Genomic DNA, 6,763 nt, shown 5'->3' with positions numbered 1-6,763 from the left:
GGAAGTTCGCGACGATGCACGATCTCGACCAGCTCGAGCCCCACGACATGGGCTACGTGTTCGAGCATCTGATCCGCAAGTTCGCGGAGGACTCGAACGAGACCGCCGGTGAGCACTTCACACCTCGTGAAGTCATCAAGCTCATGGTCAACCTGCTGGTTGCTCCGGACGCCGACACGGTCCAGGGGCCAGGCCAGGTGATCAACGTCTACGACCCGGCCTGCGGGACCGGCGGCATGCTGACCATGGCCGAGGACCACCTGAAGTCCCTCAACCCCGGCGCGCAGGTCTTCCTCTACGGCCAGGAGCTCAACCCCGAGTCGTGGGCGATCTGTCAGTCGGAGATGCTGCTGCGCGACCAGCAGGGCGACGTCAAGCTCGGCAACTCGTTCAGCCAGGACCAGTTCGCCGGGCGCCGGTTCGACTACATGCTCGCCAACCCGCCGTTCGGGGTGGAGTGGAAGAAGGTCAAGGACGACGTCGACCAGGAGGCCAAGCTCGGCTATGCGGGCCGCTTCGGCGCCGGCCTGCCGAGGATCAACGACGGGTCGTTCCTCTTCCTGCAGCACATGATCTCGAAGATGGAGCGGGTCGAGGGCAAGGGGGCCCGGCTCGCGATCGTCTTCAACGGCTCGCCGCTGTTCACCGGCGCCGCGGAGTCCGGCGAGTCGAACATCCGGCGCTGGATCCTGGAAAACGACTGGCTCGAAGGCATCGTCGCCCTGCCCGACCAGCTCTTCTACAACACCGGGATCTCCACCTACTTCTGGATCCTCTCGAACCGCAAGCCGGCGAAGCTCGCCGGGAAGGTCATCCTGCTCGACGCCCGCGACCGGTGGGAGAAGATGCGCAAGTCTCTCGGCGACAAGCGCAAGCTCATCAGCGACGAGCAGATCAAGCACATCACGAAGCTCTACGCCCAGGCACTGGACGTCGCGGGCAACGCCGAGCACGCGGAGCACGGCAAGGTGAAGATCTTCTCGACGAGGGACTTCGGCTACCGCCGGATCACGGTCGAACGGCCGCTCAAGCAGCGCTTCGAGGTCACCGAAGACACTCTGCTTGCCCTGACCGAAGCGAAGGCGCTCGCCAAGTGGGACGGCCGGGAGAAGCTGGTCGAGGCTCTGCGCGGCGCGATCGGCTCGGTCTGGTGGACCAAGGACGAGGCCACGGCCGGGCTGCTGGGCGCCGCGATGGCCGGGGGCGCGAGCCTGCCCGGCACCGCTGCGCACCTGAAGGCCTTCTGGAACGCCGTCGCCGTCTCCGACCCGGCGGGCGAGGTCCAGCTCTCCAAGGGCAAGCCGATCCCGGACCCGGACCTGCGCGACTTCGAGAACGTCCCGCTCGACGAGGACATCCACACCTACTTCGCCCGCGAGGTCACCCCGCACGTTCCCGACGCCTGGATCGACGAGGACAAGACCAAGACCGGCTACGAGATCCCCTTCACCCGCCACTTCTACGTCTACACACCCCCAAGGCCCCTCGCGGAGATTGACGCCGAACTCAAGGACCTGGAGGCGCAGATTCAGAAGCTCCTCGGCGAGGTGACGGCGTGATGGCAATTTTCCGGCCAACGGTGCGAGGGGTCAAGAAGTGACAAATTTTCCTGTTCCGCCGATGGAGCAGATTCCTAGGAATTGGGTCCGGACGCGCCTCGGTCACGACGTCGTGATTAGTGGTGGGCAGGTTGATCCGACCGACGACCCTTGGTCTTCCGCGGTACTTATCGCACCCAACCACATTGAAAGTGGCACCGGCAAGATACTCGGTCTTGAAACAGCGCGAGAGCAAGGTGCGGACAGCGGTAAATATGTCGCACGGGCCGGTCAGGTGCTCTACTCCAAGATTCGACCCGCGCTTAACAAGGTCACCGTCGCACCGATGGAATGTCTTTGCAGCGCAGACATGTATGCAATCTCTGGACGTCGCGGTGTCGTAGACACCCGCTTCCTTATGTACTGGATGCTTGCTCGCCCGTTTCTCGCATACACAACCTTGATGTCTGATCGCGTGAAGATGCCAAAGGTCAACCGCGAAGAACTTGCAGCCGCCCCTTGGGTGCGCCCCCCTATCGATGAGCAGCGCCGCATCGCCGACTTCCTCGACGCCGAGACCGCCCGCATCGATCGGCTCGTCTCACAGCGGCTTCGACAGCGGGAACTGCTTGACGAATTGACTCTGAGTTTGATCGACGATTCTATCGATCGTCTAGGCTGCATCCCGACTGTCCGCCTTGGGTACCTGGCCTTCATCCAGACCGGCGTGACAGTCGACAGCGGACGCCAGAACGACGGCGACGCCGTCACGCTGCCTTACTTGCGGGTCGCCAATGTCCAGGTTAGCCATGTCGATCTTAATGAGGTTGCCGAGATCACAGTATCGCGCAGGACCGCGGCCACCTCGTGCCTGCGGATCGGGGATGTTCTGATGACGGAGGGTGGCGACCTCGACAAACTCGGTCGCGGAACCGTCTGGCACGGAGAGATTCCAGAGTGCCTACATCAGAATCACGTCTTCGCCGTGCGGCCGGACCTTCGTGCAATAGATCCCGAGTATCTGGCGTTACTCACCCGGACATCACGAGCGCGACGATATTTCGAAAGCACTGGCAACAAAACAACGAACCTCGCATCAACTAGCAGCAGCAAGATCCGCGACTTCCGTGTGCCGCTGTCGGACCTGTCGACGCAACGTGAGCTTGTCAAGAAGATTGACAGTCGGCTCAAGGCGGTGGTCGAGTTGGACGTGCGGCTCTCCAACCAAATAGCCGCTCTTGCCGAACGGCGCCAGGCACTGATCACGGCCGCCGTGACCGGGCAGATCGATGTCACGACCGCGCGTGGGCTGGGGGGAGCCGCATGATGCCGGGGGTGCACACGGAGCACGCCTTTGAGGATCGGGTCGAGCAGGAACTGCGTGGCCATGGCTGGGAGGCGGGGCAGCCTACGCTCGGGTTCGATGCCGAATTGGGGCTGGACACTGCTGAGCTGGTTCGGTTCATCGGGGCGACGCAGCAGAAGAGCTGGGATCGGCTCGTCGAGCTTTACGGTGGCAAGGAGCTTGCGTATCGGCAGTTCTGCCAGCGGGTGGCGGCGCAGATCGACGAGCGTGGGGTGCTGGACGTCCTGCGGCAGGGGGTGCGGGACCGTGGTGTGCAGATCGAGTTGGCGTACTTCCGGCCCGGGCACACGCTGGCTGCCGACGCGCTCAAGGAGTACGACGCCAACGTTCTGACCGTCGCCCGGCAGCTTCGTTTCAGCGCGAGGAAGCCGAAGGAGTCCGTCGACCTGGCGTTGTTCGTGAACGGGCTGCCGGTGGCGTCTGTCGAGCTGAAGAACGGGATGACCGGGCAGTCGGCCGAGGACGCGGTCGCGCAGTACCGGGAGCGGGACCCGAAGGAGCTGTTCTTCGCGAAGCGCGCCCTGGTGCACTTCGCCGTCGACCCGGACAAGGCGTTCGTCGCAACCCGACTGACGGGCCCCGACGCCCGGTTCCTGCCGTTCAACCTGGGCACGAACGGGCCGGGCGAGTCGGGGGCCGCCGGCAACCCGGAGGCCAAGGAGAGCTCCTATCGGGTCGCCTACCTGTGGGAGGAGATCTGGAGCCGGCACAACTGGCTGGAGATGCTGCAGCGGTTCGTGCACGTCGACGCGAAGGACCAGAAGAAGGGCTCGAAGCAGAGCGTTCACGAGCTGGGCCGGATCTTCCCGCGCTACCACCAGTGGCACGCCGTCCAGAAGATGGTCCGCCACGCCCGGGAGCACGGCGCCGGCCAGAACTACCTGGTGCAGCACTCGGCCGGCTCGGGCAAGTCGAACACGATCGCCTGGCTGGCGCACCGCCTGTCGACCCTGTTCGACGCGAACAACCGGAAGGTGTTCGACAAGGTCGTCGTCATCACCGACCGGGTCGTGCTCGACCGGCAGCTCCAGGACACGATCTACCAGTTCGACCACACCCCAGGGGTCGTCAAGAAGGTCGACGAGGACTCTGGCCAGCTCGCGGTCGCGTTGACGGACTCGACGTCGCAGATCATCATCTCGACGTTGGAAAAATACCCGTTCATCCTCGACAAGGTCGCGGGCAAGGGCCTGGGCTCGAAGCGCTATGCGGTGATCATTGACGAGGCGCACACGTCGCAGACCGGTGAGCAGGCCACGAAGCTCAAACAGGCGATCGGCTCGAAGTCGGAACGGGAGCCCGACGAGGACGATGCGACCTACCTGACCCGGGTCCGCGGCAAGCAGCCGAACCTGTCGTACTTCGCCTTCACCGCCACCCCGACGTCGGCGACGCTGAAGCTCTTCGGCAACCCCGACCCGGACCGCCTGGGCAAGGACGGCGAGCCGCTGCTCGCACCGTTCCACGTGTACTCGATGCAGCAGGCGATCGAGGAGGGCTACATCCTTGACGTCCTGGCGAACTACCTGACCTACGACGCGATGTGGCGCCTGTCCAGCGCCGCCGTCGAGCAGCAGGACTCGGAGATCTCCAACCCTGAGGTCGAGAAGAAGAAGGCGCGGCGCAAGCTCGTCCAGCTCGTCGAGGCGCATCCGGAATCGGCGGCGCAGAAGGCGAAGCTGATCGTCGAGGACTTCCAGACGAACATCGCCGGCCGGCTTGGCGGTCGGGCGAAGGCGATGGTCGTCACCGACAGCCGGCAGCAGGCGCTCAACCTGTACCAGGCGATCCGCCGGTACGTCGACGACAAGGGCCTCGCGAACTGCCGCCCGCTGGTGGCGTTCTCCGGTTCGCTGACCGATGAGGAGAGCGGCCACGATTTCACCGAGTCGAAGATCAACGGCTTCCCGGAGAGTCAGCTCCCGGACCGGTTCGCCTACACAAAGGCCGACGACAAGGACGCGGCGGCGCGCAACCAGGAGGAGTACCGGGTCCTCGTTGTCGCGGACAAGTACCAGACCGGCTTCGACCAGCCGCTGCTGTGCGCGATGTACGTCGACAAGCCTCTGACCGGCGTCGCCGCGGTCCAGGCCCTCTCCCGGCTGAATCGGACCCACCCGTTGAAGTCCCAGGACGACGTCCGGATCGTCGACTTCGTGAACGCGGCAGAGGACATCCAGGCGTCGTTCAAGCCGTGGTATGAGATCACGCTCACCGAGCAGCCCGACGCGAACCTGCTCTACAGGAAGCAGCAGGAGGTGATGGGCTTCCAGGTTCTGGACGTCTCCGAGATGGAGGCGTTCATGCGGGTGCTCGGGTCGGCCGGCCCGGACCGGATGCCCAATGCCGCTGAGAAGAAGCTGCACGCCGAGCTGCACCGCCTGCTCGATCCCGCGACCGACCGGTTCAAGGCGCTGCCGACCGTGGCGGAGCGGGAGGAGTTCCGCGACGCGCTGCAGAAGTACTGCCGGGCCTACAGCCTGCTCGCGCAGGTCATCGACTGGGGCGATCCGACGCTCGAACGGCTCTACCAGTACGGCCGGATCCTGCTGCGCCGCCTGCCCGGCCGGGAGGCCGTCGCCGTTGACATCGGCGACGCGGACCTGTCCCACTACCGGCTCGAGTTCACCGGTCACCACGACGTGTCGCTCTCGCCGGCCGGCGAGCAGGTCGTCCGCGGCCACGCGGCCGACGGCGGCGGCTACGCCGAACCGGAGCTGGTCCGGCTCGCCGACGTCATCAACGCTCTCAACGAGCGGTTCGGCCTGAACCTGGGGACCTCCGACCAGATCCTGCTCTACCAGCAGGTCGCAAGCCTGGTCGAGGACACCCGGATGCAGCAGGTCGCGCTGATGAACGACGAGGCGCGCTTCGGCCAGGTCGCCGACGGCCGGCTCGACGGCATCGTCGCGGAGAACGCCGCGAAGAACGAGGACTTCATGAAGCTCTACTTCGACAACCAGGACTTCCAGCAGGCCGTCAAGGAGGCCACCCGCAAGCGCGCCTATCGGATCATCACCGACCCGGCCCGCGACGAGGCCCTGGCCCGCCTCCGCGCCGAAATGCTCCGCGAGACCACCTGAAGCACTCGGACCACGAACCGCACCGGGAGAAAACAGCACGGGGGAATGCGTGACTGACCCGTACACGACTACCACCAGCGACCCGTTGGACGACCGGATCCGGCTCGCCGGCCGGTATCGGATCGACGGGCTGCTCGGCAGCGGCGGCATGTCCGAGGTGTCCTACGGCTACGACGAGCGCCTCGACCGCCCGGTCGCCATCAAGCTGCTCCGGCCGCCAGGCAACGCGCCCGGCCAGCCGGGCAGCCTGGAGCGGATCGCGTTCGAGGAACAGCAGGCGATCAACGAGAAGCGGTTCCTCCGGGAGATCCGCACCACCGCCAGCCTGGAGCATCCGGGCATCCCCGCGGTCTTCGACACGGGCGTCCACACCTTCCCCGACGGCAGCCGCCGGGTGTGGCTCGTCATGCAGCTGCTGCGCGGATCGACCGGGCAGCAGCTCATCGATGACACCGACTACGACAACGCGCCGCTGGGCATCGCCCGCGTGGCAGGTATCGGCGCCCAGGTTGCCGCCGTCCTGGCCAGCGTCCACGCAGTCGACGTCGTCCACCGCGACATCAAGCCAGACAACCTCATCCTCGTGCCCGGTGGGTTCGTGAAGGTCCTCGACTTCGGCATCGCGATCCTGCGCGGCGCCGACGCCCCGCCCCGGCTCACCCAGGTCGACCACACCATCGGCACCCCGGACTACATGTCGCCCGAGCAGCACCTCGGCAGCGTGATCACGGCCGCGTCCGACATCTACTCCCTCGGCTGCTTGCTCTTCGGTCTCC

4 protein-coding genes are annotated in these 6,763 nt (G+C 65.5%); all 4 read left to right on the top strand.

The features are described 5' to 3' along the window. On the top strand, positions 1 to 1,559 hold a 1,559-nt coding region (locus AC08OV_RS15120), incomplete at its 5' end, for an HsdM family class I SAM-dependent methyltransferase (protein ID WP_476619817.1). A 37-nt stretch (positions 1,560 to 1,596) separates the two neighbouring features. Next, positions 1,597 to 2,865 (top strand): restriction endonuclease subunit S, encoded by a 1,269-nt coding sequence (locus AC08OV_RS15115; protein WP_476613080.1) that lies wholly within the window; start codon positions 1,597 to 1,599, stop codon positions 2,863 to 2,865. A gap of 8 nt (positions 2,866 to 2,873) precedes the next feature. Then, a complete protein-coding gene (locus AC08OV_RS15110; protein ID WP_476613079.1) occupies positions 2,874 to 5,987 on the top strand; it encodes a type I restriction endonuclease subunit R in 3,114 nt (1,037 codons plus the stop codon). A 49-nt stretch (positions 5,988 to 6,036) separates the two neighbouring features. Beyond that, positions 6,037 to 6,763: serine/threonine-protein kinase (locus tag AC08OV_RS15105; RefSeq protein ID WP_476619816.1), on the top strand; the 727-nt coding region annotated here is incomplete at its 3' end.

The sequence above is a fragment of the Frankia sp. CeTa3Moorea genome (genome assembly GCF_978021225.1).
This window is presented reverse-complemented; position numbering and strand designations above follow the sequence as displayed.